The 26505-nt window shown below is 62.4% G+C and carries 24 protein-coding genes; 14 read left to right on the forward strand and 10 right to left on the reverse strand.

The features are described 5' to 3' along the window. Together imuA and ACZZZP_RS13085 are read right to left on the reverse strand one after the other, a co-directional pair. On the reverse strand, positions 1 to 651 hold the full coding sequence (gene imuA, locus ACZZZP_RS13080; RefSeq protein WP_463382996.1) for a translesion DNA synthesis-associated protein ImuA: 651 nt from the start codon (positions 649 to 651) through the stop codon (positions 1 to 3). 671 nt (positions 652 to 1322) lie between these two features. Next, positions 1323 to 1943 carry a TetR/AcrR family transcriptional regulator gene (locus tag ACZZZP_RS13085; protein WP_463382997.1) on the reverse strand — a complete coding sequence of 207 codons (621 nt, stop codon included), beginning with the start codon at positions 1941 to 1943 and terminating at the stop codon, positions 1323 to 1325. 46 nt (positions 1944 to 1989) lie between these two features. Here ACZZZP_RS13085 and ACZZZP_RS13090 point away from each other — a divergent pair, with 46 nt between their 5' ends. The 8 genes from ACZZZP_RS13090 to ACZZZP_RS13125 all read left to right on the forward strand — a co-directional run bounded on the left by ACZZZP_RS13090 (position 1990) and on the right by ACZZZP_RS13125 (position 11676). Next, positions 1990 to 2142: a hypothetical protein gene (locus tag ACZZZP_RS13090; RefSeq protein WP_463536569.1), complete on the forward strand. Its 153-nt coding sequence runs from the start codon at positions 1990 to 1992 to the stop codon at positions 2140 to 2142. Beyond that, positions 2139 to 3929, forward strand: coding sequence for an acyclic terpene utilization AtuA family protein (locus ACZZZP_RS13095; protein ID WP_463382998.1), 1791 nt, complete (start codon positions 2139 to 2141; stop codon positions 3927 to 3929). The genes ACZZZP_RS13090 and ACZZZP_RS13095 overlap by 4 nt, the downstream gene beginning before the upstream one ends. A 102-nt stretch (positions 3930 to 4031) precedes the next feature. Next, the gene (locus tag ACZZZP_RS13100; RefSeq protein WP_463382999.1) at positions 4032 to 4910 is read left to right on the forward strand and encodes an SDR family oxidoreductase; all 879 of its coding nucleotides are present in this window, start codon (positions 4032 to 4034) and stop codon (positions 4908 to 4910) included. Positions 4911 to 4913: 3 nt separating this feature from the next. After that, positions 4914 to 6530, forward strand: coding sequence for a geranyl-CoA carboxylase subunit beta (atuC, locus tag ACZZZP_RS13105; protein WP_463536570.1), 1617 nt, complete (start codon positions 4914 to 4916; stop codon positions 6528 to 6530). 99 nt (positions 6531 to 6629) lie between these two features. After that, a complete protein-coding gene (atuD, locus tag ACZZZP_RS13110) occupies positions 6630 to 7790 on the forward strand; it encodes a citronellyl-CoA dehydrogenase (RefSeq protein ID WP_463383000.1) in 1161 nt (386 codons plus the stop codon). A gap of 3 nt (positions 7791 to 7793) precedes the next feature. Further along, positions 7794 to 8591 (forward strand): enoyl-CoA hydratase/isomerase family protein, encoded by a 798-nt coding sequence (locus ACZZZP_RS13115; protein ID WP_463383001.1) that lies wholly within the window; start codon positions 7794 to 7796, stop codon positions 8589 to 8591. A 160-nt stretch (positions 8592 to 8751) separates the two neighbouring features. Further along, a complete protein-coding gene (locus ACZZZP_RS13120; RefSeq protein ID WP_463383002.1) occupies positions 8752 to 10737 on the forward strand; it encodes an acetyl/propionyl/methylcrotonyl-CoA carboxylase subunit alpha in 1986 nt (661 codons plus the stop codon). A gap of 117 nt (positions 10738 to 10854) precedes the next feature. Beyond that, positions 10855 to 11676, forward strand: a complete 822-nt coding sequence (locus tag ACZZZP_RS13125; RefSeq protein ID WP_463383003.1) for an SDR family oxidoreductase — start codon at positions 10855 to 10857, stop codon at positions 11674 to 11676. Here ACZZZP_RS13125 and ACZZZP_RS13130 read toward each other — a convergent pair. Further along, the gene (locus ACZZZP_RS13130) at positions 11655 to 13331 is read right to left on the reverse strand and encodes a mechanosensitive ion channel family protein (protein ID WP_463536571.1); all 1677 of its coding nucleotides are present in this window, start codon (positions 13329 to 13331) and stop codon (positions 11655 to 11657) included. The genes ACZZZP_RS13125 and ACZZZP_RS13130 overlap by 22 nt on opposite strands. Before the next feature lie 191 nt (positions 13332 to 13522). Between ACZZZP_RS13130 and ACZZZP_RS13135 the strand changes: the two genes are divergently transcribed. Then, positions 13523 to 15349: a long-chain-acyl-CoA synthetase gene (locus tag ACZZZP_RS13135; RefSeq protein WP_463536572.1), complete on the forward strand. Its 1827-nt coding sequence runs from the start codon at positions 13523 to 13525 to the stop codon at positions 15347 to 15349. Positions 15350 to 15545: 196 nt separating this feature from the next. Here the strand turns inward: ACZZZP_RS13135 and ACZZZP_RS13140 are convergent, their stop codons facing one another. Genes ACZZZP_RS13140 through ACZZZP_RS13150 form a run of 3 tightly spaced genes read right to left on the reverse strand, consistent with a single transcriptional unit; the run spans position 15546 to position 18740 of the window. Then, positions 15546 to 16790, reverse strand: coding sequence for a lipoprotein-releasing ABC transporter permease subunit (locus ACZZZP_RS13140; RefSeq protein ID WP_463383004.1), 1245 nt, complete (start codon positions 16788 to 16790; stop codon positions 15546 to 15548). Next, positions 16790 to 17482 (reverse strand): lipoprotein-releasing ABC transporter ATP-binding protein LolD, encoded by a 693-nt coding sequence (gene lolD, locus ACZZZP_RS13145; RefSeq protein WP_463383005.1) that lies wholly within the window; start codon positions 17480 to 17482, stop codon positions 16790 to 16792. The genes ACZZZP_RS13140 and lolD overlap by 1 nt, the downstream gene beginning before the upstream one ends. 7 nt (positions 17483 to 17489) lie before the next feature. Further along, on the reverse strand, positions 17490 to 18740 hold the full coding sequence (locus ACZZZP_RS13150) for a lipoprotein-releasing ABC transporter permease subunit (protein ID WP_463383006.1): 1251 nt from the start codon (positions 18738 to 18740) through the stop codon (positions 17490 to 17492). Between the two features lie 142 nt (positions 18741 to 18882). On the opposite strand from ACZZZP_RS13150, the gene ACZZZP_RS13155 reads away from it, so the two are divergent. The 3 genes from ACZZZP_RS13155 to ACZZZP_RS13165 are packed head-to-tail and all read left to right on the forward strand — an operon-like array spanning position 18883 to position 20540. After that, on the forward strand, positions 18883 to 19461 hold the full coding sequence (locus ACZZZP_RS13155; protein ID WP_122495314.1) for a PilZ domain-containing protein: 579 nt from the start codon (positions 18883 to 18885) through the stop codon (positions 19459 to 19461). 21 nt (positions 19462 to 19482) lie between these two features. Then, complete coding sequence (locus tag ACZZZP_RS13160) at positions 19483 to 19794, forward strand: phosphodiesterase (RefSeq protein WP_463536573.1); 312 nt, start codon at positions 19483 to 19485, stop codon at positions 19792 to 19794. 23 nt (positions 19795 to 19817) lie between these two features. Then, a complete protein-coding gene (locus ACZZZP_RS13165) occupies positions 19818 to 20540 on the forward strand; it encodes a glycerophosphodiester phosphodiesterase (protein ID WP_463383008.1) in 723 nt (240 codons plus the stop codon). Positions 20541 to 20591: 51 nt separating this feature from the next. Here ACZZZP_RS13165 and sthA read toward each other — a convergent pair whose 3' ends face one another. Then, positions 20592 to 21986, reverse strand: a complete 1395-nt coding sequence (gene sthA, locus ACZZZP_RS13170; RefSeq protein ID WP_122450530.1) for a Si-specific NAD(P)(+) transhydrogenase — start codon at positions 21984 to 21986, stop codon at positions 20592 to 20594. Positions 21987 to 22182: 196 nt separating this feature from the next. After that, positions 22183 to 23190, reverse strand: a complete 1008-nt coding sequence (locus tag ACZZZP_RS13175) for an FAD:protein FMN transferase (protein WP_463383010.1) — start codon at positions 23188 to 23190, stop codon at positions 22183 to 22185. A gap of 156 nt (positions 23191 to 23346) precedes the next feature. Between ACZZZP_RS13175 and ACZZZP_RS13180 the strand changes: the two genes are divergently transcribed. Together ACZZZP_RS13180 and ACZZZP_RS13185 are read left to right on the forward strand one after the other, a co-directional pair. Continuing rightward, a complete protein-coding gene (locus ACZZZP_RS13180) occupies positions 23347 to 23889 on the forward strand; it encodes a chalcone isomerase family protein (RefSeq protein WP_463383011.1) in 543 nt (180 codons plus the stop codon). A 96-nt stretch (positions 23890 to 23985) separates the two neighbouring features. After that, positions 23986 to 25305, forward strand: a complete 1320-nt coding sequence (locus tag ACZZZP_RS13185; RefSeq protein WP_463383012.1) for an OprD family porin — start codon at positions 23986 to 23988, stop codon at positions 25303 to 25305. Here ACZZZP_RS13185 and ACZZZP_RS13190 read toward each other — a convergent pair. Together ACZZZP_RS13190 and ACZZZP_RS13195 are read right to left on the reverse strand one after the other, a co-directional pair. Beyond that, entirely contained in the window at positions 25302 to 25841 is a 540-nt protein-coding gene (locus ACZZZP_RS13190) for a hypothetical protein (protein ID WP_463383013.1), read from the reverse strand. The two genes, ACZZZP_RS13185 and ACZZZP_RS13190, sit on opposite strands and share 4 nt — an antisense overlap. Positions 25842 to 25885: 44 nt before the next feature. Further along, positions 25886 to 26371, reverse strand: coding sequence for a hypothetical protein (locus ACZZZP_RS13195; protein WP_463383014.1), 486 nt, complete (start codon positions 26369 to 26371; stop codon positions 25886 to 25888). Positions 26372 to 26505: the final 134 nt, after the last annotated feature.

A 26505-nucleotide genomic window follows, 5' to 3' on the forward strand; every position in this document is an offset into this window, starting at 1 on the left:
TCAACGCGCCAATGGCACAGGCATGGCCGGCGCCAACCCGCCCCGGCACTTGAGCACCCGCAACTGCGCCGGCTGGGTGTCGATGGCAATACGCAACGCCGCCGGCGACGGGTTCACCGCCTCTTTCAGCGAGCGATAAGCAAACGCCAGGGTTTGCCCGGTTTCCGCCGCCACCTGCAACCGGCGCAGCGCGCGGTCATCCGCCTGCTGCGGCCAGCCCACCACCGCCCCGCAACTGCCCGAACGCAAACACTGCTCCGTCGCCCACAACGCATCGCGGCCATTGGCTTGAATGATGCTGACCCAGCGCAAATCCACCCCGGCCGCGAGCCAGGCCTGCGGAAACGGCACCCCCGGCGGCGCCACCAACACCACCCGCTCACCGGCCGACGTCAAACGCGCCAGCGTCGGCCACAGCAACTGCAACTCCCCGACGCCGGGCGCGCCCAGCAAAATCTCGCTCAACGCCCCTTCAGGCCAGCCGCCAGTCGGCAACAACGCATCCAGCTCCGCATGCCCCGTCGCCACATGCCCCGCCTGCTGCGGCATGGCACGGCCCTTCCACACACGACGACGCTCCAGCAACGCATCAAGAGAGACGACATTGCCTGCCACAGCGGAGTCAGCAAGAGAAGGAGAGGTAGGAAACATGGTAAAGCTCAATCGGAAATTACTGTATGGGTATACAGTAAACCTAAATCCACAGGGGCTGGTCAATGGCGACCGACAAGAGGTGTGAAGGCGGAAAAGCATCGCGGCTAAAGCCGCTCCCACAGAAAATTTGCCATCTGTAGGAGCGGCTTCAGCCGCGAGATTTTGATCTAAAGCTTGTGATCCAAGCCTTTGATTTTGTTTGTGATCTAAGCCGTTGATCTTGCTTGTGACTTGGCTTGTGATCTACCCGCCCCGTTCATCGCAGGCCGAATGGAGTCGGTGCGCAGGGGGTTGAGCGGCCGGGAGCCGCGAAAGGAACATCGGGCCATGGATGGCCCGTTGTGACGGCCCCCGGAGTGGCGACGGAATGAGGGGACCTGGAGCGCAGCGCAAGGCCAAGGTAGGGGCTAGCGTTTTTGGTTACTTTTGGGTGGTCCGGCATACCGGCAATGACAAAAGTGACTCGCGCGTAAGGCGCGAAACCAAACGTTCGGCGAATACGGTAATGAATAACGAATAACGAATAACGAATGCCGCTGCCCGGTGCTCGACTCCAAATTCTGGATCCCGAATCGTCGGACCGCCGCGTTCGCGAGGATGACGGAGGTAGGTTGAGATGCGCGTAAGGCGCAAAACCAGAGTCATTTGGTATGACGATAAAAACCGCCTTACCCCTTAATCACCAAACTCAACGCCTCCTTCGCCAACTCATCCAAACTCATCGGCCCATCCGCCCGGAACCACGTCGTACTCCACGACAACGCCCCGGTCAAAAACCGTCGTTGCACAAATGGATCCCCAGTGAAATACCCGGCGTCCTTGGCCTCTTGCAGCACCGCCAGCCAAATCTGTTCATACGTGTCACGCAAATCCAGGATGTACGCCTGCCCTTCCGGCGACAGCGACCGCCATTCATACACCAACACCGCCATGGCCTCGCCGGTGCCGCCCATGATCGATTGCAGTTCACAGCGGATCAGCGCCAACACCCGTTCGCGCACGTCGCTGGCGTCGGCCAGGGCGGCGGTCATCAGGGCGGTGTTGTAGCGGATGGTTTCCTCCATCACCGAACGAAGAATCTCGTCCTTGCTCTTGAAGTGATGAAAGATGCTGCCCGATTGAATGCCCACCGCGCCTGCCAGGTCGCGCACCGTGGTGCGGTCGTAGCCTTTGCTGCGGAACAGGTGGGCAGCGGTTTGCAGCAGTTTGCCGCGCGCGCTGTCCGGGTCGGTTACCTGACCGGCGACCACCAGTTCGTGCATCACCGTTTGGGCTTGTTGCTCATCCACGCGTATTCCCCCTAGCCCAACGCCCGGCCTTAAAGGTGGCAAGTGCTTGTCGGCATTGGTGAAATTTAAGCGTGAAGGGTTTACCAAGCAAGCGCTTGGCCGTGCTTTCGTTGAGAAAGACAAAAACAGGGCTTCCATAACCAAGCGCTTGCTTGGTATGGTCGGCATATCGATCGGCAAACGGGCACAATTCCAATGACTAAAACCGTACGCATCGGCTGCGCTTCCGCGTTCTGGGGCGACACCTCCACCGCCGCCGCCCAATTGGTGAATGGCAGCGAGCTGGATTACCTGGTGTTCGATTACCTGGCCGAAATCACCATGTCGATCATGGCTGGCGCACGCATGAAGAACCCGGAACAAGGCTACGCCGGCGACTTCATCGAGGTGCTCGCTCCGCTGCTGCACACCATTGCCAGCAAAAAAATCCGCGTCATCAGCAATGCCGGCGGCGTCAACCCGCAAGCCTGCGCCACCGCGCTGGCGGCGGCCTGCGAGAAAGCCGGGGTGGCGCTGAAAATTGCCGTGCTGCATGGCGACAACCTGCAAAGCAAACTCCCCGACTTCTATAAAGCCGGCGCCCGCGAAATGTTCACCGAGCAGCCGCTGCCGCCCATGTGCGTATCGGTAAACGCCTACCTGGGCGCGCCGGGCATTGTCGAAGCGCTGGCCCTGGGTGCCGACATTGTCATCACCGGCCGCGTGGTCGACAGCGCCGTGGTCAGCGCCGCGCTGGTGCACGAGTTCGGCTGGAGCTGGCAGGACTACGACAAACTCGCCCAAGCCGCCCTCGCCGGCCACATCATCGAATGCGGCGCGCAGTGCACCGGTGGCAATTTCACCGACTGGGAAAGCGTGCCGAACTACGAGCACATCGGTTTTCCGCTGATTGAAGTGGTCGCCGACGGCAGCTTTGTGGTCAGCAAACCAGCCGGCACCGGCGGCCTGGTTACGCCGTTCACGGTCGGCGAGCAGATGCTCTACGAAATCGGCGACCCCCGCGCGTACCTGTTGCCCGATGTGGTGTGCGATTTCACCCAGGTGCAGCTCAGCCAGGTCGACACCGATCGCGTGCACGTTCAGGGCGCCAAAGGGCTGCCGCCTACGCCGCAGTACAAAGTGTCGGCCACCTACCCCGACGGTTTCCGCTGCACCGCCAGCTGCCTGATTGCCGGCATCGATGCGGTGAAAAAAGCCGAGCGCGTCAGCCAGGCCATTCTCAATAAAACCGCCGAAATGTTCGCCGACCGCGGCTGGCCCGGTTACGTGGAAACCCACGTTGAATTGCTCGGCAGCGAAGCCACTTACGGCCCCCACGGCCAGCGCCACGACAGCCGCGAAGTGGTGGTGAAACTGGCCGTGCGCCACGCCAAGAAAGAAGCCCTGATTCTGTTCTCCCGCGAAATTGCCCAGGCCGCGACCGGCATGGCGCCTGGTCTGACCGGCATCGTTGGCGGCCGCCCGACCGTGTACCCGGTGATTCGCCTGTTCTCGTTTCTCGCCGACAAAACCGCGTGCGCGCTCAGCGTCGACATCAACGGCGAACGCCACCCCGTCACCCTGCCCGCTGTCGATGCGCTGAACATCGCCGACCTGCGCGAAGGCGAGGAAGCGCCCGTGGCGGTGGAGCTGGCCGACGCCAGCGTGCCGCTGATCAAACTGGCCGTGGCGCGCTCCGGCGACAAAGGCAACCACAGCAACATCGGCGTGATGGCCCGCGAGGCCGAGTACCTGCCCTGGATCGCGGCGGCGCTGACCGTGGAAGCGGTCGTCGACTGGATGCGCCACGTACTCGACCCCATGACCGGGCGCGTCAACCGCTGGTATTTGCCCGGCTGCCACGGCTTCAACTTCCTGCTGGAAAACGCCCTTGGCGGCGGCGGCGTCGCCAGCCTGCGCATCGACCCACAAGGCAAAGCGTTTGCCCAGCAGCTATTGGAATTCCCGGTGCCGGTGCCGCAGGCGTTGGCAGATAAATTGAAGTGAGCAACGCAACTTTGTAGGAGCGGCTTCAGCCGCGATGCTGTTGCCTTGAAGAGCATCGCGGCTGAAGCCGCTCCCACACGTACAAAAAATTGAGAGCCGAACATGACCTACGACTCCATCTACAAGCCCACCCTCTTCAGCGGCCAGACCATCATGGTCACCGGCGGCGGCAGCGGCATCGGCCGGGCCACGGCGCATGAATTGGCGTTTCTCGGCGCCCATGTGGTGCTGATCGGGCGCAAGTGGGAAAAGCTGCAAGCCACTGCCGAAGAAATCATTGCCGATGGCGGCAGCGCCAGCTGGAAGGCCTGCGACATCCGTGAAGAAGACGTGGTCAAAGCGATGGTCGCCGAGGTGCTGAGTGAGCACGGGCGCATTCATCACCTGGTCAACAATGCCGGCGGCCAATACCCGGCGCCGCTGGTGTCGATCAATCAGAAAGGCTTCGAAACCGTGGTGCGCACCAACCTGGTGGGCGGCTTTCTGGTGGCCCGCGAAGTGTTCAGCCAGAGCATGAGCAAACACGGTGGCAGCATCGTCAACATGCTCGCCGACATGTGGGGCGGCATGCCCGGCATGGGCCACTCCGGCACCGCCCGCGCCGGCATGGAAAACTTCACCAAGACCGCCGCCGTGGAATGGGGCTACGCCGGCGTGCGGGTCAATGCCGTGGCGCCGGGCTGGATCGCCTCCAGCGGCATGGACACCTACCCCGACTCGATGAAAAACATGATCCGTTCGCTCAAGGATCACGTGCCGCTGCAACGCATCGGCACCGAATCGGAAGTGGCCTCGGCCATCGTCTTTCTGCTCACCCCGGGCGCCAACTTCATCAGCGGCAACACCGTGCGCATCGACGGCGCCGCCAGCCAGGGCAGCCGCGCCTGGACGCTGGGCAAAGCCAAGAGCGCCGAGTCGTACAACGGCTTCCACCGCGCCTACCTGCCCGACGTGCTGAAACCTGCGGATAACAAGGAGTAAGTCATGCCGGTGATTCAATCCGAACTCGACGCCCACAGCGAAGACTTCGCCCGCAACCGCGAGGCCATGCTGGCCACCATCGCCGGGTTCCGCGACGTGGAACAGAAGGTGTTGGACAAAGCCGCCGAAGCCAAAGCCAAGTTCGACAAACGCGGCCAGTTACTGCCGCGCGAGCGCCTGAACCTGCTGCTCGACCCCGGCGCACCCTTTCTGGAACTGGCCTCACTGGCTGGCTACAAACTGCACGACGACAAAGACGGCACCCAGGCCGGCGGCGGCATCATTTCCGGCATCGGTTATATCGCTGGCGTGCGCTGCCTGGTGAATGCCAGCAATAGCGCGATCAAGGGCGGCACCATTTCCCCCAGCGGGTTGAAGAAAACCCTGCGCCTGCAACAGATCGCCTTCGAAAACAAATTGCCGGTGGTCACCCTCGCCGAAAGCGGCGGCGCCAACCTCAACTACGCCGCCGACATTTTCGTCGAAGGCGCGCGCGGCTTTGCCAACCAGGCGCGGATGTCGGCCATGGGCTTGCCGCAAATCACTGTGGTGCATGGCTCCAGCACCGCTGGCGGCGCGTATCAGCCGGGGTTGTCGGACTACACCGTGGTGGTGCGTGGCAAGGCGAAAATGTTTCTCGCCGGCCCACCGCTGCTTAAAGCCGCCACCGGCGAGGTGGCCACCGACGAAGAACTGGGCGGCGCCGAAATGCACGCGCAAACCGCGGGCACCGCCGAATACCTGGCCGAAAACGACGCCGACGGCGTGCGCATCGCCCGGGAAATCATGGCCATGCTGCCGTGGAACGCCCAACTGCCGCACCGTCCGCGCAAGCCCGTGCGCGAACCGTTGTACCCGGCCGAAGAGCTGCTGGGCCTGATTCCCAGCGACGCGAAAAAACCCTACGACGTGCGCGAAATCATCGCCCGCATCGCCGACGGTTCCGAGTACCTGGACTTCAAACCCGAGTTCGACAACCAGACCATTTGCGGCCATCTGCACATCGAAGGCCTGGCCTGCGGCTTTATCGGCAACAACGGCCCCATCACACCGAAAGGCGCGGCCAAGGCGGCGCAGTTCATTCAGCTGTGCGACCAGAGCAACACGCCGATTCTGTTCTTCCACAACACCACCGGTTTTATGGTCGGCACCGAATCGGAACAGCAAGGCGTGATCAAGCACGGCTCCAAGCTGATTCAAGCCGTGGCCAACGCCCGCGTAGCCAAGCTGACCATCGTCGTCGGCGGCTCTTACGGCGCCGGCAACTACGCCATGTGCGGCCGTGGCCTGGACCCGCGTTTTATCTTCGCCTGGCCCAACAGCCGCACCGCCGTGATGGGCGGCGCCCAGGCCGGCAAAGTGCTGCGCATCGTGACCGAAGACAAGCATTTGAAAGAAGGCAAAGAAGCCGACCCGAAGATGCTCGACATGTTGGAAACCGTGACCGCACAGAAACTCGACAGCCAGTCCACCGCCCTCTACGGCACCGCCAGCCTCTGGGACGACGGCCTGATCGACCCGCGTGACACGCGCAAGCTGCTGGGTTTTCTGCTGGATATTTGCGCCGAAGCCGAGGTGCGGCCGTTGCAGGCCAATACCTTTGGCGTGGCGAGGTTTTAATCGCTTCGTCCCCTCTCCTTCCGGGAGAGGGCTAGGGTGAGGGCCGCCGCCAACGCCGCTCTCGAACAGACCGAAATTCACGCGTGGAGAACAACAACAATGATCATCACCCAGGAACACGAAGAACTTCGCCGCACGGTGCGCAATTTCGTCGACAAGGAAATCAATCCCCACGTTGATGAATGGGAAAAGGCCGGGCGCTTTCCGATCCACGACATCTTCAAGAAAGCCGGCGACCTCGGTTTGCTGGGCATTTCCAAGCCGGAAAAATTCGGCGGCATGGGCCTGGACTACAGCTACTCGGTGGTGGCGGCGGAAGAGTTCGGCACCATTCAGTGCGGCGGCATTCCGATGTCTATCGGCGTGCAAACCGACATGTGCACCCCGGCGCTCGCCCGTTTCGGCTCCGATGAGCTGCGCGAGGAATTCCTGCGTCCGGCCATTGCCGGCGACATGGTCGGCTGCATTGGCGTGTCGGAAGTGGGCGCCGGCTCCGACGTCGCCGGGCTGAAAACCACCGCCCGCAAAGACGGCGATGACTACGTGATCAACGGCAGCAAAATGTGGATCACCAACTCGCCATCGGCCGACTTTATTTGCCTGCTGGCCAACACCTCGGACGACAAACCCCACGTCAACAAATCGCTGATCGTGGTGCCGATGAAAACGCCGGGCATCAGCGTGTCGCCGCACCTGGACAAACTCGGCATGCGCAGTTCTGAAACCGCCCAAGTGTTTTTCGACGATGTACGCGTGCCCCAGCGCAACCGCATCGGCCACGAAGGCGCCGGTTTCATGATGCAGATGCTGCAATTCCAGGAAGAGCGTCTGTTCGGCGCCGCCAACATGATCAAGGGCCTAGAGTTCTGCATCGACAGCACCATCGACTACTGCAAAGAGCGCAAAACCTTTGGCCAGCCGCTGATCGACAACCAGGTCATTCACTTTCGCCTGGCCGAGCTGAGCACCGAAATCGAGTGCTTGCGCGCCCTCGTCTACCAAGCCACCGAGCAATACATCAAAGGCCGCGACGTCACCAAACTCGCCTCCATGGCCAAGCTCAAAGCCGGCCGCCTGGGCCGCGAAGTGACCGACAGCTGCCTGCAATATTGGGGCGGTATGGGCTACATGTGGGACAACCCCGTCGCCCGCGCCTACCGCGACGTGCGCCTGGTCTCCATCGGCGGCGGTGCGGACGAAATCATGCTGGGCATCATCAGCAAGTTGATGGGCACCCTGCCGGGCAAAAAGAAGGGCTGAACCATGACGTTACCCACCGTGACCACCCTGCTGCTCGACCACGCCGACGGCGTGCTGACCATCACCCTCAACCGGCCCGAGGTGCGCAACGCCATGAGCCTGGCGATGGTCGAGGAGCTGCGCGCCGTGCTGCGCACCAGCGCCGCCGACGCCAGCATTCGTGCGCTGGTATTGCGCGGCGCCGGTGAGCATTTCTGCGCCGGCGGCGACATCAAAGACATGGCCGGCGCCCGCGCCCGTGCGCAAACCGAAGGTGAAGACGCCTACCGCCAGCTCAACCGCGCCTTTGGCGCCTTGCTGGAAGAAACGCAGAACGCGCCGCAGGTAGTGATCGCCGTGCTCGAAGGCGCGGTGCTCGGCGGCGGGTTTGGGCTGGCGTGTGTGTCCGACATCGCCATCGCCCACCCGAGCGCCAAATTCGGCCTGCCGGAAACCAGCCTGGGCATTATTCCCGCGCAGATCGCGCCGTTTGTGGTCAAGCGCATCGGCCTCACCCACACCCGCCGCCTGGCCCTGACGGCAGCGCGATTTGATGGTGAAGAGGCGTTGCGACTGGGCCTGGTGCATGTGTGCGACGCCGAAGTGGAGCAGCGGTTGGCGCAGGTGCTGGAGCAGGTTCGGCAATGTGCGCCAGGAGCCAATGCGGCGACCAAAGCGCTGCTGCTGGCCACCGAACGGGAGCCGCTGAACAGCTTGCTCGACGACGCAGCCGGGCTCTTTGCGGCGGCCGTGGTGGGCGAGGAAGGGGTGGAAGGGACGATGGCGTTTATGCAGAAGCGTAAGCCTGGGTGGGCGGTGTGATGGCCTTTACCCCTCACCCCAGCCCTCTCCCACAAGGGGAGAGGGAGCTTGACCGCGACTCGGTCTGCTCCCCCTCTTCTGTCAGCGGTCGCCCGGATCAGGGGAGAGGGGCTGGGGGTGAGGGTCGGCGCAACCACAATAAGAAAAGGAGCCCACTAACATGCCAGCCTTCAACAAAATCCTCATCGCCAACCGCGGCGAAATCGCTTGCCGTGTGATGCGCACCGCCCACGCCCTGGGCTATCGCACCGTGGCGGTGTACAGCGAAGCCGACGCCGACGCGCGCCATGTGCAGCTGGCCGACCAGGCCGTGTGCATCGGCCCGGCGCAGGTGAATCAGTCGTACTTGTCGATTGAGGACATCATCGCCGCCGCGCAAAAAACCGGGGCCGATGCGGTGCATCCGGGTTACGGCTTTCTCTCCGAGAACGCCGCGTTTGCCCAAGCCTGCGAAGCGGCCGGCATCGTATTCATCGGGCCGACCGTGGAAGCCATTCACCTGATGGGCAGCAAACGCCTGTCGAAAATTGCCATGCTCGAAGCCGGCGTGCCGTGCATTCCAGGCTACGAAGGCGCCGAGCAAGACGACGCCACCCTCAGCCGCGAAGCCGAGCGCATTGGCTATCCGCTGATGATCAAAGCCAGCGCCGGCGGTGGCGGCCGGGGGATGCGGCTGGTCACCGAGGCCAGCGAACTGGTGGCGCAGATTCGCACCGCGCGCTCCGAGGCGCAAAACGCGTTTGGCTCCGGCGAGCTGATTCTGGAACGCGCCGTGTTGCAGCCACGGCATGTGGAAATTCAAGTATTCGGCGATCAGCACGGGCACATCGTGTACCTGGGGGAACGCGACTGCTCGGTGCAGCGCCGCCACCAAAAAGTCGTCGAAGAAGCGCCCTGCCCGGTGATGACGCCAGAACTGCGTCAGGCTATGGGCGAAGCGGCGGTGAAAGCGGCGGCGTCGGTGAATTACGTGGGCGCGGGCACGGTGGAATTTCTGCTCGACGGGAGCGGCGAGTTCTTCTTTCTGGAAATGAACACCCGCCTGCAAGTGGAACACCCGGTCACCGAGCTGATCACCGGACAGGACCTGGTCGCCTGGCAACTGCAGGTTGCGGCCGGGCAGCCTTTGCCGCTGCGTCAGGAAGACATCCGCCTCACGGGCCATGCCATGGAAGTGCGCCTGTATGCCGAAGACGCGGCCAATAATTTTCTGCCGCAAACCGGCGCCGTGCTGCGCTGGGAGCCGGCGCTGGTCGATGGCATTCGCATCGATCACGGCCTGGTCGAAGGCCAGCGCATCACGCCGTTTTACGACCCAATGCTGGCGAAAGTCATCGCCTATGGCGCCACCCGCGACGAAGCGCGGCGCAAGCTGGTGCGCGCCGTGGAAGACTGCGTGCTGTTGGGCGTCAACGGGAACCAGCGCTTTCTCGCCAACCTGCTGGCCCACGAGCAATTCGCCGCAGGCAACGCCACCACCGCGTTTATTGCCGAGCACTTCCATGCCGACCCGAGCCTGAGCCCGCAAGCACCCAGTGCCGCCGAACTGGCCAGCGCCGCCGCCCTGCTCTACCAAGCCGGCGCCCAAGCCCGCGCGCACCAGCCCGAGCTGGCCGGCTGGCGCAACGCTGGCAATGCGCCGTGGCGCTTCGTGCTCAAGCACGGCGAACACAAATACCCGGTGGAACTCAGCGTGCAGCAATCCGGCCCGCAGCCGCGTTTGCTCGCGCAGGTCGGCGAGCAGCAGGTTGAGCTGCAGCTGCTCAGCAACGACGGGCGCTGGGCCACAGTGAATATCGACGGCGTGCGCCAGCGTCTGGCCTATCACCACAGCGCTCAGCAGCTGTGGCTATACGGCCACGCCGGCAACCTCGAACTGCACGACGTCACCCACGAACCGGTAAGCGCTGCCGGTGCTGCGGCATCCGGTGTGGTGAAGGCGCCTATGGATGGCGCCATCGTCGAAGTGCTGGTCAGCGAAGGCGAGCGCGTCAGCAAAGGCCAACTGCTGGTGGTGCTGGAGGCGATGAAAATGGAGCATCCGCTTAAAGCCACCAGCGATGGCGTGGTGCGGCGGGTGCAGGCCAATAAAGGCGATCAGGTGAAGGGGCGGCAGGTGTTGGTGGAGGTTGAGGTAAGCGACTAAAAAGCATCGCGGCTAAAGCCGCTCCTACAGGTACGCGTGTTTTCTGTGGGAGCGGCTTTAGCCGCGATGCGGTTGATCTACAACGAACAACAACAAAAACCCAGGAGATCCACGCCCATGTCCCTATCCGGCAAAACCCTGTTTATCTCCGGCGCCAGCCGTGGCATCGGTCGTGAAATCGCGCTGAAGGCCGCCGCCGATGGCGCCAATATTGTGATTGCAGCGAAAAGCGCCGAGGCCCACGCCAAGCTTGAGGGCACGATTTTCAGCGTCGCCGCTGAAGTTGAAGCGGCAGGCGGCAAAGCCCTGGCGCTGCAGTTGGATGTGCGCGACGAAACCGCTGTGGCCGCCGCCATGGCCAAGGCGGCTGAGCATTTCGGCAGCATCGACGCGTTGGTCAATAACGCCGGGGCCATCAAGTTGATCGGCGTGGAGCACCTGCAACCCAAGCGCTTCGACCTGCTGTTTCAAATCAACACCCGCGCCGTGATGGTTTGCAGCCAGGCCGCGCTGCCTTATCTGAAACAGAGCAAGGGCCACATTCTCAACCTGTCGCCGCCGCTGAATATGGACAGCAAATGGTTCGCCCAGCACGGCCCCTACACCGTGACCAAATACGGCATGAGCATGCTGACCCTGGGCATGAGCGAGGAATTCGCCAAGTACGGCATCAGCGTCAATTCGCTGTGGCCGAAAACCATGATCGCCACCGCCGCCATCGAGTTCGAGCTGGGCAGCCGCGACGCCTTCAAACGCGCCCGCGTGCCGGCGATTATGGCCGACGCCGCACACGCCATTCTGGCCAGCAGCGGTCGCGCCATAACCGGCCGCTTGCTGATCGATGAAGACATTCTGCGCGAGCAGGGCCACAGCGATTTCGAGCACTACCGCTTCGACCCGGACGGCGGCCCGCTGATTCAGGACTTGTTTGTCGACTGACCGTTAGCCTCGCCACCGCCCTCGCCCGGCACCGGTCGCCGGGCCGGGGCGGTGTACCAGTTTTCCGGCGGCACCAGCTTGGCGTCGGGCGGATCGCCGAGGTAATGCGGCGACATGATCTGCACGCCGTATTCGTTAAACACATCCTGAATATGCGCATGCAGCGCCGACATCAGCAGCGCACGCGGGCGCGGCAAGGTGAAGATCGCTTGGGCGACCAAGCGGTATTCAGGGTAGAAATCCGACAGCGATGTCTGGAACACCAGCGGCGCAGGGTCGCTGACGATGCCGTCGGTGCGCCGCGCCGCCTCGATCAACATGGCCTCCACCTGCCGCCATGGCGTGTCGTAGCCAATGGTGACCACCGTGTCGACGATATAGCCGGTGCCCTGCACAGCGCGCGAGTAGTTCTTGGTGACCGCGCCGGTGATCATCGAGTTGGGCAGCGTCAGCACCTCGCCCAGGCCGGTGCGGATACGCGTGGTGAACATGCCCATTTCCGTGACCGTGCCTTCGTGCTCGCCAATGCGCACGAATTCGCCGATGCGCAGGGTGCGCGTGTAGGTGAGGATCAGCCCCGACGCCGCCTGGCCCACCAGGCTCGACGCGCCGAGTGAAATCATCAACCCAATCAGCACCGACAACCCCTTGAACGCCTCCGTGCCGCTGCCCGGCAGGTACGGATAGGCCATGGCCAGGGCGAACAGCCAGATGCCCAGCGAGGTCAAGCGTGTGGTCGGTTGCAAGGTTTCTTCGTTGAGCCATTCCACGCTATGGCTTTGCAGCGCCACGCGCTTGAGCAAGCGTTGGGCAAAGGCGCTGATGCCGCGCGCAATAAAAAAGATCAGCACGGCAATCAGCAGTCCCGGCACGGCATTGACCACGCCTTGCAGCACATAGCTGAGCAGGTCGAGCAGGTAGCTGTTGAGGCGCTCGCCCCAAGGGCGCGTATAGGGAAATTGCGACAGCACAAAGCTCAGCCATTCATAGGCGAGCAGCAGCACGAGGGTCCAGCGCAGCAGGTCGAACAGGCGGTTGGCCAGGGTGAAGAGAAAACGCAGATCGAGAATCTGCGCACCGCCGACTTTCAGGTCGCGGGCCTTTTGCTGCATCAGCATCGGCAGCGCTTTGTATAGCGAGCGACGCAGCCACTGGATGGCCCACAGCAACAGCACAAACAACACAGTGGCCGCCACGCTGTAGCCCAAGGCTTTGAGCATGGCGCTCCACGAGCGGATTTCACGGGTTTCAGCCACCACTTGACGCAACCGCTCGGCTGCCTGCCGGGCCGCTTCTTCGGTGCTGTGCGCCTCCAACGGGTCGACATCCAGCGGCGTCACCATAAAGCTGCGGCGGCCATTAAGCAGCACGATAAAACTGCGCTGCACGGGCTGCACGGTGACGGGCGCATCGACACCGTCTTGCAGCACTTCTTCAACCGATGCCTTGGCCCGCGCGGCGCGCACGGCAGGCGACTCACCCAGCAGCACAGCGCGAAACACCATCACCGTGCGATTGGCCACCTGCAAGGTGGCGGTTGTGTCGGTGGCCGTCGCCGTGGGGTCGACGCTTTGCTCGGTCTCGGCTGCTACGGCGGCCACACTGCCCAGCAGCACCGTCATCAGCAGCACCAGAACGTGAAACACCCTGCCCATGCCGCTCTCCTTAATGGCTCGGTGGTTGCGCCCAGGTTCCGGCAACCTGCTCTGATGTATAGACGGATGTTGAGCGTTTGCCCCGTCTATTTGCCCATCTGCCCGCCGCTCGGCGCACCACGGTCATAGTCCGAGCGGTACGGGCAAACTAGAGTGAGGTTCGTTCCCGATAACAGCACAACGACGCGAACATGAGCCAAGCCGACCTGATCACCCCTGCCCGTTTTATCGCCCACCTGCCCGCCACCCTTGGCCGCGTGCCGCGCATGTTGCGGGGTTTGTATTACGCCGGCATTCGCAATCGTGAGAAAAATCTGTCGCTGGCCTGGGCGCTCGAGCGCGCTGCCGACCTGTACCCGCAGCGCCCCGCCGTGCTGGAGGAGCAGCGCCAGCTCACCTACGCGCAGTTCAACGCCTGGGCCAATCGCCTGGCCCGCGCCCTGAAAAAACAAGGCGTGAGTCACGGCAGCGTGGTGGCGGTGATGCTGGAAAACCGGATCGAGGTGCTGTTGCTGCTGGCCGCCCTGGCCAAGCTCGGCGCAGTGGGTGCGTTGGTCAACACCACGCAGCGCGGGCAGGTGTTGGTGCACAGCCTGAACCTGGTGAAGCCCAGTCATTTCGTGATTGGCGAAGAGCTGCGCGAGCCGTTCGAAGCCGTGCGCGAGCAGGTACACGGCAGCGATCGCCACTGTTATTGGCTGAGCGATGGCGACAGCCTGAACGTGCCAAGCAGCGCCCCGCAGGGCTGGGAAAACCTCATGGACCTGGCCTGGAGCGAACCGCACACCAACGTCGCTGACAGCGCCAACGTACGGCTCAAAGACCCGTGCTTCCTGATTTACACCTCCGGCACCACCGGCCTGCCGAAAGCCTCAATCATGAGCCACGGCAAGTGGATAAAAGCCTACGGCGGCTTCGGGCATTCCGGGCTCGGCCTTACCGACCAGGACGTGCTTTACCTGACGCTGCCCTGCTACCACAACAACGCCGTCACCGTGTGCTGGAGCGCGGCCCTGGCCGGCGGCGCGGCGATTGCCCTGCGCCGACGCTTTTCCGCCAGCGCCTTCTGGAAAGACGTGCAGCACTACCGCGCCACCTGTTTCGGCTATATCGGCGAGCTGTGCCGTTATCTGCTCAATCAACCGCCGTGTGCCGAAGAACAGGGCAACACCCTCACCTGCATGATCGGCAATGGCTTGCGTCCTTCGATCTGGGGCGAGTTCAAGCAGCGTTTCGGCATCCAGCGCATCACCGAGTTCTATGCCTCCAGCGAGGGCAATATCGGCTTTACCAACGTGTTCAATTTCGACAATACCGTCGGCTACTCGCCCGCCACCTACGCCATCGTGCGCTACGACCTGGAAAACGATCGGCCGCTGCGCACCAAGAAAAACTTTCTGCAAAAAGCCGACAAGGGCGAGCCCGGTTTGCTGATCACCGAAATCAGCGCCAAGTGGCCCTTCGACGGCTACACCGACCCGGCGAAAAGCGAGGCGGTGATCCTGCGCAACGTGTTTAAAAAAGGCGATGCCTGGTTCAACACCGGCGACCTGATGCGCGACATCGGCTTCAAACACACCCAATTCGTCGACCGCCTGGGCGACACCTTTCGCTGGAAAGGCGAAAACGTCTCCACCACCGAAGTGGAAAACGCCCTGGGCGCGTTTGCCGGCGTTGAGGATGCCGTGGTGTATGGCGTGGAAATTCCCGGCACCAACGGCCGCTGCGGCATGGCCGCCTTGCGCCTGGCGCCTGGCCAGCAGTTGGATGGCGCGGCGTTGGCCGCGCATCTGGACCGCGAACTGCCCGCCTATGCCGCGCCGTTATTTGTACGGCTGCTGCGCGAGGTGGAGACGACGGGGACGTTTAAGTACAAGAAGAATGATTTGAAGGTGGCGGGGTTTGATCCGGCGCGGGTGAGTGACCCGTTGTATGTGCGGTTGCCGGGTGGGGCTGGGTTTGAGGTGTTGGATGGGCGGGTGTTTGCGGGGATTCAGGGGGGGGAGTATCGGTTTTAGGGTGGGGGTGTTGGGGATTGAGGTTGGGGGGCGGGCTGCGTCACCTGACAGACTCTGGATTTCGAGCCGTCGAACCGCCGCCTGCGCGGGAATGACGGTGTGAGTTTTTTCCTCCGTCATTCCCGCGCAGGCGGGAATCCAGAATGTGACGTCGAGCGCCGACCTCGGACACCCGACAATCCCAACCTACACAAACTCACTCGTACCGCAACGCCTCAGCCGGCTGAATCTGCGCCGCGCGCCACGACGGATACACCGTCGCCAAAAAGCTCAAAATAAACGCCGCACTGCAAATCAACACCACGTCCAGCCCTTGCAGTTCAGACGGCAAATTGCTCACGAAGTACACGTCCGAGCTAAAAATCTGCTGCCCGCTGATGCGTTCGATCCAGCCCACCAGCGCGCTCACGTTCAAGGCCGCCAACACGCCCAGCACGCCGCCGACCACAGTGCCGATCACGCCGATCACGGTGCCCTGCACCATAAACACGCCCATGATCTGCCCGGGCGTGGCGCCCAGGGTGCGCAGGATGGCGATGTCGCCGCCCTTGTCGGCGACCACCATGATCAGCGTGGCGATGATGTTGAACGCGGCCACGGCGACGATCAGCAACAGCAGCAGGCCGATCATGGTTTTTTCCATTTTCATGGCGCTGAACAGGCTGCCTTGGGTCAGCGTCCAGTCGCTCGGGCGGTAACCTTCGCCGAGCTGTTTGGCCACGGCCGCCGAGACTTGTGGCGCCTGGTACAGGTCTTTCAGCGCCAGACGCACGCTCTGCACCTGGCCGCTTTGCATGCGCTGCAATTGGCTGGCGTCGGCGATGCTGATCAGCGCCATGGAGCCATCCAGCTCGGCGCCGACTTTGAATACGCCGACCACGTTCAGGCGCTGCATACGCGGGGTAATACCGCCGGGTGCGCTGCTCAATTCGGGGATGATCAGGGTGAGCTTGTCGCCGACGTTCAGGCGAAAACGCCGCGCGGTGATTTCGCCAATCACCACGCCGAACTCGCCGGGTTTCAGGTCGTTCAGGCTGCCCTGCACGATGTGCTGGCCGATGATCGACACCTTGGTTTCTTCCTTGGGGTCGATGCCGTTGATTTGCACCGGCTGCATCAGGCCTTTGTACGACAGCATGCCTTCCAGTTCGGCGAACGGCACGGCGGCGGTCACTTGCGGGTTTTTCAGCGCCTGGTCGGCGATCTGGCGCCAGTCTGAAATGGGCTGCACGCCAGCGATGGTGGCGTGGGGCACCATGCCGAGAATGCGCGAGCTCATTTCTTTCTGGAAGCCGTTCATTACCGACAGCACCACGATCATGGCCAGCACGCCGAGCGCCAGACCGATCATGGAGGTCAGGGAAATAAACGAGATGAAGTGGTTACGGCGCTTGGCGCCGGTATAACGCAGGCCGATGAATACACTGAGCGGGCGGAACATCAGGCGGCCACCAACTTGCCGTCTTCCAAACGCCACACGCGGTCCATTTGCTGGGCCAGTTGCAGGTCGTGGGTGACCACCAGAAAGGCGGTTTTCGAGTCGCGGCTCAGTTCCAGCATCAGGTCTTGAATGCCCTGCGCGGTGTGGTGGTCGAGGTTGCCGGTGGGCTCGTCGAGCAGCACCAGGCCGGGGTTGTTGACCAGCGCGCGGGCAATGGCCACACGCTGACGTTCACCGCCCGACAGCTCTGCCGGTTTGTGCGCCAAGCGGTGACCCAAGCCGACGCGTTCGAGCAATTTGGTCGCGCGTTGACGGGCTTCGGGAATCGCCACCTTGCCGATCAGCAGCGGCATGCAGACGTTTTCCAGGGCGGTGAATTCGGGCAACAAGTGGTGGAATTGGTACACGAAACCCAGGGCGCGGTTACGCAGCAGGCCACGGTTCTTTTCGCTCAGGGCCGACAATTCTTCGCCCGCCAGCCAGACGCTGCCGGTGCTCGGTGTGTCCAGCCCGCCGAGCATATTGAGCAAGGTGCTTTTGCCCGAGCCGGAACTGCCGACAATCGCCACGCGCTCGCCGGGGTACAGCTCCAGTTGCAGGTCGGCGAGCACGGTGACCGATTGCGGACCCTCGTCGTAGCTTTTGCCCAGGTTGCGGCAGCTGAGAACGGCGTTGTGTTGCTTTGCTTGCATGGCGACATTACTCATAACGCAGGGCCTCCGCAGGCTGGGTGCGCGCCGCGCGCCAGGCCGGATAAAGAGTGGCGAGGAAACTCAGCACCAGGGCCGCGCCGCAAACCAGCAGCACGTCCTGGGCCATCAATTGCGAAGGCAGGTAGTCAATGAAATACACGTCGGCGTTGAGGAATTTGATTCCCAACAGGCGCTCGACGCCGGCAATCCAGCTGCTCACGTTCAGCGCCGCAACAATGCCCAGCAGCGCGCCGATCACGGTGCCGACCACGCCGATCACCGTGCCCTGCACCATGAAGATCATCATGATCTGCCGGGGCGTGGCGCCGAGTGTGCGCAGAATGGCGATGTCGCCTTTCTTGTCGGTGACCACCATCACCAGCGTGGAAATGATGTTGAACGCGGCCACCGCCACAATCAGCAGCAGCAACAGGCCGATCATGGCTTTTTCCATGCGGATGGCCTGGTACAGATTGCCGTGGGTGCGGGTCCAGTCGCGGGCGTAGTAATCGCGGTCGCCCAACTGGCCGGCGATTTCCCACGCGGTGCGCGGCGCCTGGAACAGGTCGGCAAATTTCAGCCGCAAGCCTTGCACCTGGTCCGGCTTCCAGCGGTGCAGGCGAGCGATGTCGTGAATGTTGGCCAGGGCCAGGAAACCGTCGATTTCACCGGCGCCCACATGAAAGATGCCGGCCACGGTGAAGCGTTTGAGACGAGGGAACATGCCGGCCGGGGTCACGGTGACTTCCGGGGCCACGAAGGTGACCTTGTCGCCGACTTTCACGCCCAGCTTGGCGGCGGCCTTGTCGCCGATAATCAGCGCGAACTCGCCAGTTTTTAGCGCGTCGAGGCTGCCCTCTTTGAAGAACTTGTCGATGATCGACACCTTCGCCTCTTCCACCGGGTCGATGGCGTTGATCAACACCTTCTGCACCTTGCCCTCGTGGGTCAGCAGGCCTTGCATCTGGGTGAACGGTGCAACGGCGACCACCTGCTTGTGCTGCAGCACTTTGTCGGCCATGGCGTGCCAATCACTGATGGGCTCCGGCGACTCGACCGTGGCGTGGGGCACCATGCCCAGCACGCGGGTGCGCATTTCATAGTCGAAACCGTTCATGACCGACAGCACGACGATCATCACCACCACGCCCAAGGCGAGGCCGATCATCGAGGTCAGCGAGATGAACGAAACAAAATGATTTCGGCGTTTGGCACGGGTGTAACGTGCGCCGATAAAAACGGACAGCGGTCTGAACATAGAAAATGAGGTTTCGCTGCGAAGGAAGGGGGCATCCTGCTGTACAAAATCCAACAGTGGCGAGGCTCGGCTGGCGGCCTTACACTTTGGGCACACTGCGCTGAGCTCAGGCTCAGACAACCACCGCTGCCATGGGTTCGCCATGACGTCTAACGATGAAAGTGACCGCCGCGAATACTATCGCATCGCCGATACGATCGCACTGGAATTCAGCCTGCTGTCCGGCGCCGAAGCGGTGGCCAGCGAGGCCCTGCACGACGACTCGCCGCTGTTCAATCTGCTCAGCGATCTGCACCTTTCCGACTTCGAATCCCAGCACTTGCTGCGCCATATTGGCGAACGTGATCGCACCCTTGCCAGCTACCTGAAGGTGGTCAACAAGCGTATCGATCTGCTCGGCCAAGCCCTGGCGCAGAACCTGGTGCGTGAAGTGGGCGCACCGAAACGGGTGACGTTGTCGGAGGGCGGCGTGAGCTTCGAGCATCCGCAAGCGGTGCCGGCCGGCAGCCATCTGGCGGTAAAAATGGTGCTGATGCCGCAAGCCCTCGGCCTGCTGTTGCGGGCGCAGGTGGTGCATTGCCGACAGCAGCCCAACGGCCAATACGAAATCGGCACCGAGTTCGAAGCGCTAACCGACGCACAACGGCAATTACTGGCCCGGCATATTCTGCAAAAGCAGGCGATGGAACGTCGCCAAGCCCGCGAAACGCCCCTCAGCTAACGGTCGCACGAGAGAAAAACCATGCCCCGCCCCGCTCTTTTTTTCAGCCTGCTACTCGGTGCGCTGCCCTTGGCCGCGCAGGCCGACACCCTGGAAATTCCCGTCGGCGAGCAAGGCGCCAGCAGCACGCCCCTGCCCGTTCGCGGCCAATTGCAGCGCAGCGTGCTCGACCAGTTCGGCTTGCCAGATGAAGAACACAAACCGGTCGGCAACCCGCCGATCACGCGCTGGGACTACCGTGACTTCAGCGTTTATTTCGAAAACACCCATGTGGTCGACAGCGTGCGTCACCATGAGCCGCGCGCGGCCCAGCCGGCACCGGCGTCCAACTAAGCATCCATCAGCAAGGAGCAACCGTGACCCTGATCTACGGCCACCGCGGCGCCAAGGGCGAAGCACCGGAAAACACCCTGGCAAGCTTTCAGCAGTGCCTCAAACACGGCGTGCGCCGCTGCGAACTCGACCTGCACCTGTCTCGCGACGGCGAGCTGATGGTGATTCACGACCCGACCCTGAAACGCACCACGGGCCATCGCGGCAAAGTGGTGGAACACGACGCCGCCGAATTGGTGACCTACGACGCCCGCAAAGGCGGCCCCGGCTGGGTGCAACCCACACCGATTCCACGCCTGACCGAGTTGTTCGAGCAGTGCGATTTCGAGCATTGGCAACTGGAAGTGAAAAGCGCCTCGCGCGTGCGGGCAGCGCGCACCGTGCTGGCGATTCGTGAGTTGGCGCAGCAGTACAACCTGCTGGACAAGGTCACGGTCACCTCAAGTTCGCGGGAAGTGTTGCGTGCGCTGGTGCGCCTGACACCGGATCTGGCGCGCGGCCTGGTGGCGGAATACGCCTGGCTCGACCCACTGAAAGTGGCGCAGAACTATGGCTGTTCGCTGCTGGCGTTGAACTGGACGCTGTGCACGCCCGAGCGCCTGATCAAAGCGCAGAAACAAGGGCTGCATGTGTCGGTGTGGACGGTCAACGAACCGGCACTGATGCGCCGGCTCGCTGATTTCGGGGTGGACAGCCTGATTACAGACTTTCCCGGTTTGGCCAGCGCCACTCTCGCGAATCGCTGACCCCGAAACAGTCCTGCTCCCCGACCGGCTCAGGCCACCGGTCGGTGCCGCTCAAAAAAGCCGGTTGAGGCCGTCGAACGCCGCCACCCGATACGCCTCGGCCATGGTCGGGTAGTTGAAGGTGGTGTTGACGAAATACTTGATGGTATTGGCCTCACCCTGCTGGTTCATGATCGCCTGGCCGATGTGCACAATCTCCGAAGCCTGATAGCCGAAGCAGTGCACGCCAAGAATCTGCAAGGTTTCGCGGTGGAACAAAAGCTTGAGCATGCCCACCGGCTCGATGGCGATTTGCGCACGCGCCATGCCTTTGAAAAACGCCTTGCCCACTTCATACGGAATTTTCGCCGCCGTCAGTTCCTGCTCGGTTTTACCGATGGAGCTGATTTCCGGAATCGTATAAATGCCGGTGGGTACGTCGTCGACAAAGCGCCAGCTGCCGTTCTCGATAATGCTGCCCGCCGCCGAACGACCCTGGTCGAACGCCGCACTCGCCAGGCTCGGCCAGCCGATCACATCACCGGCCGCATAAATGTTCGACACGCTGGTGCGGTAGTGCTCGTTCACTTCCACCTGGCCACGGCTGTTGACCTTGATGCCGATATTTTCCAGGCCGAGTTTGTCGGTGTTGCCGGTACGGCCGTTACACCAAAGCAAGGCGTCGGCCTTGATCTTCTTGCCGGATTTCAGGTGCAGCACCACACCGTTGTCCATGCCCTCGATGCGCTCGTATTCCTCGTTGTGACGCACCAGCACGTTGTTGTTGCGCAGGTGGTAGCTCAAGGCATCGGAGATTTCGCCGTCGAGGAAACTGAGCAGTTGGTCGCGGTTGTCGATCAGGTCGACCAGCACGCCCAGCCCGCTGAAAATCGAAGCGTATTCACAGCCGATCACGCCGGCGCCGTAAATGATCAAGCGGCGCGGGGTGTGGCTCAGGGTGAGGATGGTGTCGCTGTCGTAAACGCGCTCGTGGTGGAAGTCGATATCCGCCGGGCGATACGGACGCGAGCCAGTGGCGATGATGATTTGCGCCGCCACCAGTTTTTCCACCACGCCGTTGGGGCACACCACTTCAATGGTTTGCTCATCGGAGAAACTGCCGGTGCCGTAGAACAGGTCGACGCGGTTGCGCGCGTAGTAACTGGTGTGCGAAGTGACCTGTTTGGAAATCACCCGCTCGGCGCTTTTCAGCACGTCGGGAAAGGAGAACCAACGCGGCTCGCCAATCTGGCGAAACATCGGGTTGGTGTTGAACTGCATGATCTGCCGAACCGAGTGACGCAGGGCCTTGGACGGGATGGTGCCCAGGTGCAGGCAGTTGCCGCCCACCTCGCGACGGTTGTCGACCACGGCCACTTTTTTCCCGGCCTTGGCGGCGTTCATCGCTGCGCCTTCCCCTGCCGGGCCCGACCCCAATACCACCACGTCGTAGTTGTAGACCGCCATGTTCACTCCTCTGGTACAGACCAGGACGCCTGTGCGTCCGTGGCAACACCGCGACCGCCTCGTTACATGGACCTCGTAACGCGTGTCGCGACAGCTCGAAACAGGTGCGCAGCTTAACTGCGGCTTTGCGTTGCGCACATTAGCGATTGGTCGCGCGGTAGGCGAGCATTGTCTGCACTACATGGCGCGATACAGCCTACGGCGTCGCAGGAACATCAAATTCGCGGCTGAACGCGCTGGTCGCCTGGCTGATAAAACCGCTCGCCGTGCGGGTAACAAACAGCGCGGCAATATCATGCTGCTGTGCAAACGCCATGCCGCGCTCCGGGCCCAACACCATCAGTAAAGTCGATAGACCGTCGGCGCGCAGGGTCGAGTGATCGAGCACCGTTACTTCCGCCAAGCGATGGGTAATCGGCGCGCCGGTTTGTGGGTCTAGCGTGTGGGAATAACGCTGGCCGTCACGCTCGAAATAGGTGTGGTAATCGCCCGACGTGGACACCGCCCAACCGTCCAGCGTCAGCACGCGCTCGGGCACCCGCACGTCTTCACGCGGCGCTTCGATGGCCACCTTCCACGCCTCGCCATCCGGCTTGCGCCCCGCCGCTTTCAACTCGCCTGTGACATTCAGCAGGAAACTGCCGATACCCAGCGAGCGCAGGTGCTCGGCGATACGGTCGACCGTGTAGCCGGCGACGATGCTGTTGAAGTCCAGCTGCACGGCGAGGTCTTTGCACAGCTGGTGCCCGTCGATGCGCAGATGGGTTTGCCCCACGAGCGCCTTCGCCTCGGCAATCTGCGGCGCCGACGGCACCTCGTGACGGCGCGACTGCGGCCCGAACCCCCACAGGTTCATCAGCGGTTCAACGGTGATATCAAAGGCGCCGCTGCTGTCTTTCCACAGCGAATCGGCAAAGCGCACCAGGGCCAACACCGACTCGGGCACCGCCGCACAACTGCCGGCGGGCAAGGCATTGAAGCGCGACACCACGGAGTCTGCGCGCCAGGTTGAAAACTGCTGATCCACCTCCGCCAACAGCCCCTCCACCTGCGCCTGCACAATCGCCGCGGCGGGCGTGTGCTCGCCCGGCACATACTTCACCGCGTAATGACTGCCCATAGTCGGGCCGCCAAACTCGGCCACCTGCGGCCCGCAGCCCAGCAAACAAACGCACAGCACTAGCGGCAACAGATGACGAAACACGGCAGCGCTCGGCAAGCAAACAAGAAGGCGCAAGGATAGCCGCTCGACAGCCGCCCCCGCGACCAACAGCCGTCGCGTTTGGCAACAGATACCGGCGCGCAACTGTCATCCACAAACCCGTATGCTGGCACCGCCTCTGCCATCACGAGCCTTGTCATGCGCCTGACCGCCACCCTGCTACTTCTGCTCATCAGCACCTTGCTGTGGGCCAGCGAACCGCTGCAACAAGCCGCCTTCCCTAACGAACGGCAAACCCTGCAACGCCAGAGCCAGGGCGTACTCAATTATTTGTGGGTGGACGTATACGCCGCCGCCTTTTACACCGAGCCGGGCGTCACCCCGAGTGAGGCCGTCGCGCAGATGCGCAACCAGCGCCTGGAGCTTTACTACCTGCGCGCCATCGACCGCGACGATGTAATCAAAGCCGCCTGGGCCACCATTGAACGCCAGCAGCCACCCGCGCGCCTGCAAGCCCTGCGCGCCGACATCGAACCGCTGCAAGCCACCTTCAAAGACATCAACCCCGGCGACCGCTACGCCCTCACCTACACCGCCGAAGAAGGCCTGGTGCTGGAGCTCAACGGCCAGAAGGTCTACCGCAACGGCGACAAAGAATTTGCCCGGGCGTATCTGGGCTTGTGGGTGGCCAAAGACGGGCTGTCCGAAGAACTGCGCACGCAACTAATGACCCCGCAATAACCCAAACCCCAGCGCTGAACCGCGCAACAGCACAGCCCTTCAATCCAGCCCCCTGCCCTTACCCGGATACTCCAGCTTTACCACTGGAGTTCCGCCATGCGGTTTACCCTGCTGTTCTGCACACCGCTACTGGCGACCACCTGGGCCGCCGCCGCACAGGCCGACGTTTCGCCGCTGTTGGACGACGCCTCGCTCAACCTGCTCAGCCGCAACTTCTTCCTCAACAACGACACCCGCACCGGCCACAGCGGTAACAGCTACAACCGCGAATGGGCGCAAGGGTTTATCGGGCGTTTCGAATCGGGCTACACCGCCGGCACCGTGGGCGTTGGCGTAGACGCCCATGGCTTTGTCGGCGTGCGCCTGGACAGCGGCGGCGGTCGCGCCGGCACCGGTTTGCTGCCAGTCGGCGATTCCGGCGAAGCCGCCGACAACTACTCCAGCGCCGGTGGCGCGCTCAAACTGCGCCTGGGCGACACCCGCCTGAAACTCGGCGAAATGGAAGTGGAAACCCCGGTATTCGACACCGCCGACAAACGCCTGCAACCCGAATACGCCACCGGCGCCCTGCTTCAAGGCTTGGCCGGCACAGGATTGAGCTGGACCGCCGGCCACTTCAACGCCTTTAAAAACCAGGACGAAAGCAGCTCACGCAGCGACTTCGACGGCTATGGCGCCACCACCCGCCACCAGAGCATCAGCCTGCTCGGCCTGCAAAGCATCGGCGACGACACCTGGGGCGGCGCCGTGTACGCCAGCGAACTCAGCGACACCTGGCGCCAGTACTACGGCAACCTGCACCTCAAACAAACCCTGAGCGCCAGCAGCCGCCTCAACTGGGACGCCAATGTTTATCGCACCCTAGGCACCGGTGCCGAACGGGCCGGCGCCATCAACACCACCGCCGCCAGCCTGCTGGGCAAACTGAGCATCGGCGAGCAAGCCTTCATCCTCGGCTACCAGAAAATCAGCGGCGACACCCCGTTCGACTTCGTGGGCGGCGACTCCATCTACCTCGCCAACTCCATCAAATACGCCGACTTCAACGGCGCCAACGAACAGTCCTGGCAACTGCGCTACGACCTTGACCTCAGCCAATTGCTGACGCCCGGCCTCACCTTCATGACCCGCTACGTACGCGGCAGCAACATCGACGGCACCCACGCCCCCCAAGGCGGCGCCTACAACCCCTACGACGCCGACCTGGGCGCCTACGCCCCCAACCAGGGCGACGGCGGCAAACATTGGGAACGCGACATCGAAGGCAAATACCGCGTGCAATCCGGCGCCGCCAAAGACCTGGCCCTGAGCGTTTCCTACGTCACCCATCGCGGCAACGACGCCCAAGCCGGGCGCGATATCGACCGGCTGTACGTGGTCATCGAATACCCGCTAGACGTACTGAGCGGCCGCTAAAACGGCCCGCTGTTCGACTGCACCTGACGGAAGATGACCTCGCCGCTGTCGAGGTTTTCAATCCGCGAATTGATCCGAACAAACGTCGCCTGGCCCTCGAACGACTTGGCATCGCTCCACCGAACCACATACCGCTGCCCCGCCTTGAACACCACGCCGTCCGCCTCGAAACCACAGCGCTCACTGCCCGGCCCAATGGCGTTTTTCGACAGCCAGCACCACTGCAACGAGTGCGTGCCCGGCGGAACCTTCAGCGCCTGAAAACCCTTAGCCGCAGGGCTGACCGCAGCGCCGGGCAGCAACTGGCCGTCGAGGTGCGTGGCGACTAACAAGCGATGTACCGAGAGGCCGGCTTCTCGGATTGTGTAGGTGTCGAAATAGATGATTGGGGAAGCCACAGCGCCGTGAGACAGGTCGTACGGCTGCATCGCGTCAGGCGTTAAGTTGGCTTGGTAGTCGCTGTAATTGAAGCTCGAGCAGCTTGCGAGGCAAGCGCCTAAAGCCAGGGAAATAACGAAGGAAAGGTAGCTTTTCATGGAAGGCCTGATGGACGGACTTAAACGAAAGGGTGGTGGCTAGCTCAATAAAACCGCTCTTCCTCAGTGTGCTTCATCAGCTTTTTCAAACTCCAGAAGGAATACAGCACACAGAGCAACATCAACCCCAAGCAGGAAACAAAGATATAAAAGCCAGTCGTGCCTCGCTCAAACACGGCCTCGATGGCGTCCGCATCATCAAACCACCGTGAGTACACAATCTGGACCGGCTGCCCCGGAGAATAAACCGCCGGGTGGTTAACGTCGTTCTGCGAATACCCGCTCTCAATCACGCGCCCATCGGCCGTGGTGAAACGATAGTGAACGAGGCGATAGTCGCGAAAAGTCGGATGCGGCTCGACAACCCCAACCACCCCCTGCGCAGTACCCTTCGCCAGCAACACCTTCAAATGCGGAATGCCGTCGCCTTTGGACATCAGCATCAGCAAGGCCAGCGGGATCAGCAATAGAAGTGATACGAAAGAATGGGTGTAGAGGTGGTCTTTGGTGGCTTCGCGGGGGGAATACATGGGAGTCCTGTGGGGAACAGTTAAAAAGAGATTATGAATGCAGCGGAAAGTGATGATTTAAGTATCGCTGGCAGAACTCAATGAGGTGGAACGATTTCCCTTGGCCATTAGCCGAGTCGAAATTAGAGCAGCTT

This window comes from Pseudomonas sp. AC211 (assembly GCF_979258055.1).

What these genes read in the sequence shown, in the direction of transcription:
- imuA (WP_463382996.1), bottom strand. Translation starts at nt 651, where the DNA reads ATGTTTCCTACCTCTCCTTCTCTTGCTGACTCCGCTGTGGCAGGCAAT.
- ACZZZP_RS13095 (WP_463382998.1), top strand. Translation starts at nt 2,139, where the DNA reads ATGACTAAAACCGTACGCATCGGCTGCGCTTCCGCGTTCTGGGGCGAC.
- ACZZZP_RS13100 (WP_463382999.1), top strand. Translation starts at nt 4,032, where the DNA reads ATGACCTACGACTCCATCTACAAGCCCACCCTCTTCAGCGGCCAGACC.
- atuC (WP_463536570.1), top strand. Translation starts at nt 4,914, where the DNA reads ATGCCGGTGATTCAATCCGAACTCGACGCCCACAGCGAAGACTTCGCC.
- atuD (WP_463383000.1), top strand. Translation starts at nt 6,630, where the DNA reads ATGATCATCACCCAGGAACACGAAGAACTTCGCCGCACGGTGCGCAAT.
- ACZZZP_RS13115 (WP_463383001.1), top strand. Translation starts at nt 7,794, where the DNA reads ATGACGTTACCCACCGTGACCACCCTGCTGCTCGACCACGCCGACGGC.
- ACZZZP_RS13120 (WP_463383002.1), top strand. Translation starts at nt 8,752, where the DNA reads ATGCCAGCCTTCAACAAAATCCTCATCGCCAACCGCGGCGAAATCGCT.
- ACZZZP_RS13125 (WP_463383003.1), top strand. Translation starts at nt 10,855, where the DNA reads ATGTCCCTATCCGGCAAAACCCTGTTTATCTCCGGCGCCAGCCGTGGC.
- ACZZZP_RS13130 (WP_463536571.1), bottom strand. Translation starts at nt 13,331, where the DNA reads ATGGGCAGGGTGTTTCACGTTCTGGTGCTGCTGATGACGGTGCTGCTG.
- ACZZZP_RS13135 (WP_463536572.1), top strand. Translation starts at nt 13,523, where the DNA reads ATGAGCCAAGCCGACCTGATCACCCCTGCCCGTTTTATCGCCCACCTG.
- ACZZZP_RS13140 (WP_463383004.1), bottom strand. Translation starts at nt 16,790, where the DNA reads ATGTTCCGCCCGCTCAGTGTATTCATCGGCCTGCGTTATACCGGCGCC.
- lolD (WP_463383005.1), bottom strand. Translation starts at nt 17,482, where the DNA reads ATGCAAGCAAAGCAACACAACGCCGTTCTCAGCTGCCGCAACCTGGGC.
- ACZZZP_RS13150 (WP_463383006.1), bottom strand. Translation starts at nt 18,740, where the DNA reads ATGTTCAGACCGCTGTCCGTTTTTATCGGCGCACGTTACACCCGTGCC.
- ACZZZP_RS13155 (WP_122495314.1), top strand. Translation starts at nt 18,883, where the DNA reads ATGACGTCTAACGATGAAAGTGACCGCCGCGAATACTATCGCATCGCC.
- ACZZZP_RS13160 (WP_463536573.1), top strand. Translation starts at nt 19,483, where the DNA reads ATGCCCCGCCCCGCTCTTTTTTTCAGCCTGCTACTCGGTGCGCTGCCC.
- sthA (WP_122450530.1), bottom strand. Translation starts at nt 21,986, where the DNA reads ATGGCGGTCTACAACTACGACGTGGTGGTATTGGGGTCGGGCCCGGCA.
- ACZZZP_RS13180 (WP_463383011.1), top strand. Translation starts at nt 23,347, where the DNA reads ATGCGCCTGACCGCCACCCTGCTACTTCTGCTCATCAGCACCTTGCTG.
- ACZZZP_RS13185 (WP_463383012.1), top strand. Translation starts at nt 23,986, where the DNA reads ATGCGGTTTACCCTGCTGTTCTGCACACCGCTACTGGCGACCACCTGG.
- ACZZZP_RS13190 (WP_463383013.1), bottom strand. Translation starts at nt 25,841, where the DNA reads ATGAAAAGCTACCTTTCCTTCGTTATTTCCCTGGCTTTAGGCGCTTGC.
- ACZZZP_RS13195 (WP_463383014.1), bottom strand. Translation starts at nt 26,371, where the DNA reads ATGTATTCCCCCCGCGAAGCCACCAAAGACCACCTCTACACCCATTCT.